Origin of the sequence: Bacillus haikouensis (assembly GCF_013179555.1) — a bacterium.
Taxonomy (GTDB): domain Bacteria; phylum Bacillota; class Bacilli; order Bacillales; family Bacillaceae_B; genus Rossellomorea; species Rossellomorea haikouensis_A.
The window spans coordinates 1-2,551 of sequence record NZ_JABMCR010000427.1 but is presented as its reverse complement, the minus strand read 5'-3'; the positions used below and the strand labels follow the sequence as shown (position 1 = coordinate 2,551).

Genomic DNA, 2,551 nt, shown 5'->3' with positions numbered 1-2,551 from the left:
CTTGAATCAATTGGATATAACGCTGAATTTAATGACACTGGGTGCCATGACGGTAGCAATCGGGCGGGTCGTGGACGATTCAATTGTTGTGATTGAGAATATCTTTAGAAGAATGACGTTGAAGAGTGAAACATTGAAAGGGTTTCAATTAATTAAAGAAGCCACAGCTGAAATGTTTGCACCTATTGTGTCTTCCACTATTGTTACAATAGCAGTGTTCTTACCGTTGGGCTTGATAGACGGTCCAGTGGGAGAATTGTTTCTGCCATTCGGGTTGACGATTGTATTTGCATTGCTGGCATCATTACTTGTATCCATAACCATAGTGCCAATGATGGCCCATCTTTTATTGCGAAAAAAAAGCCAGCATAAAAATCAACATTCCAGAGACAAAAAAACGTCTCATTACAAAAGATTACTCAATTGGAGCTTGAATCATAAAGTTATCAGCTTTTTAATAGTGAATGTACTTTTAGTAGGCAGTTTGTTCCTTCTGCCGATGATTGGCGTAAGTTTCATTCCTGATAGTGAGAACAAAGTAATTATTGCTTCCTATAATCCAGTGCCCGGGTCAACAAACGAAGAAATAAAAAATGAGGTTCAAAAAGCAGAAGAAGTTTTGTTACAACGGAAACATCATAAGCATGTCCAGGCATCATTTGGTGAAGGAAACCCTTTAAACCCTTCAGATACGAAGCAGGTACTCTTTATTATTAATTACCATTCGGAATTGGAGGATATCACCAATGAGCAAGATGCTTTAGCTTCAAAATTAAAGAATGTAAACAAAGGGGAGTGGGATATTCAAAGTTCCGGCTCTGGAAATAATACGCTTTCGTTGTTTGTATACGGAGAAAACAGTGAAGAAGTAAATGATGCAGTTGAAATGATCAGAGAGAATTTAGAAACTGAAAAAGACTTGAACGGACTAAAAACCAGTACATCCGAATCGCTAAAACAACTTGGTTTTGTACTTGACACTGAGAAAATCGCCAAACTTAACATTCAGCCCTTCCAAATTTTTGAGGCACTCAGTCAGAACTCTTCTTCATCGCAAATCACCAGCCTGAGTGACGGAGGAGAAGTCATTCCCGTAAGGACAATTCAAAGAAAAGCTGAAGATTCCGCTTTCTCCTTGGAAAATATAAATGTAGAGAACTTAAATAATGAGGATATCAAACTTTCCGATATTGTTGAGGTGGAGGAAGAAACTGCACCTGCTTCCATTACCAAAAGAAACGGAAAAGTATATGGAGTCGTTACTGCCAATATTACCAGTGAGGATGTTGCTGCAACTACCGAAAATGTACAAAAAGAAGTGGATCTATTGAATTTCGTTGAAGGCATTGAGGTAGAAGTTGGAGGAGTTGCGGAACAAATTGATGAATCATTCACTCAGTTAGGAGTAGCTATCGTCAGTGCTGTCATGATTGTCTATTTCGTGTTAGTCGTTACTTTCGGGGGCGGTCTTGCACCATTGGCGATACTATTCTCATTACCGTATGCAATTATCGGGAGTTTAGCGGGCTTAGTGATTACTGATGAACCAATCAGTATTTCTGTGATGATAGGAGCATTAATGCTGATTGGCATAGTAGTAACGAACGCTATTGTTCTTGTAGATCGCATTGTTCAGAGGGAAAAAGAAGGGAATAGTATAAGAGAATCAATTCTGGAAGCAGGTATGACAAGATTACGTCCTATTTTCATGACGGCCCTGGCAACAATCGGTGCTCTTGCCCCATTAGTCATCACTGGCGAGTCCGACGGAAGCGGACTCATTTCAAGCGGCCTTGGTATCACTGTAATAGGAGGTCTTATTTCATCTACGATTTTGACTCTATTCATCGTCCCAATAGCATATGAAACTTTAATTCTTCTGAAAAGGAAAATGTTAAAAAAGAACAGGAATGGAAAGAGAAACGAAGAAGTAGCTTAGCATTCTGCTAAGCTTTTCTTTTTAAAATTGAATGGAGGCGGGCAGAATGGGAAGTTCTCGTTGGAGAATGAAAGATGCTATGACTGTTTTATTCATTAATCTCATCGCTGGTTTTATTTTTGTTGATTTCTTATTAAAGCCTGCTCTTTTGGGAATGGGAATGGACTCTTTAGAGGCAGGAACGCTTGGCGGAATATTTTTAGCCAGTATTGCCTTTGCGACAGTGTATGTGTGGGGACTCAGAAAATATAATATAAGCTGGAAAGTGATAGGGGTGTTTAATGCACAGAGAATAAATCAGCATAAAAAAATAATATTCTTATATACGCTCAGTGCATTGGCAGTTTCTCTGATTATTTTATTTGTCATGTATACTCTCATCGGCGTATCCCCTAATGACCGTTCACATGCTGTCGATGAAATGAAGGTATCAGGTATCCTCCTTGCGATGCTCTCATCAGTGATTGTTTCTCCCGTCTATGAGGAAATTCTATACAGAGGTTTTCTTTATCCAACCATACGCAATACATTTGGTATAAAGAAGGCAATTCTATTAAGTTCATTAATCTTCTCACTCGTACACCTGCCGTCATTAGATATCCTGCCTGTTAA

2 protein-coding genes are annotated in these 2,551 nt (G+C 39.0%); both read left to right on the top strand.

The window, feature by feature from the left end:
- Positions 1–1,939: efflux RND transporter permease subunit (locus tag HP456_RS22640; RefSeq protein ID WP_172255289.1), on the top strand; the 1,939-nt coding region annotated here is incomplete at its 5' end.
- Between the two features lie 46 nt (positions 1,940–1,985).
- Positions 1,986–2,551: CPBP family intramembrane glutamic endopeptidase (locus HP456_RS22635; RefSeq protein ID WP_172255287.1), on the top strand; the 566-nt coding region annotated here is incomplete at its 3' end.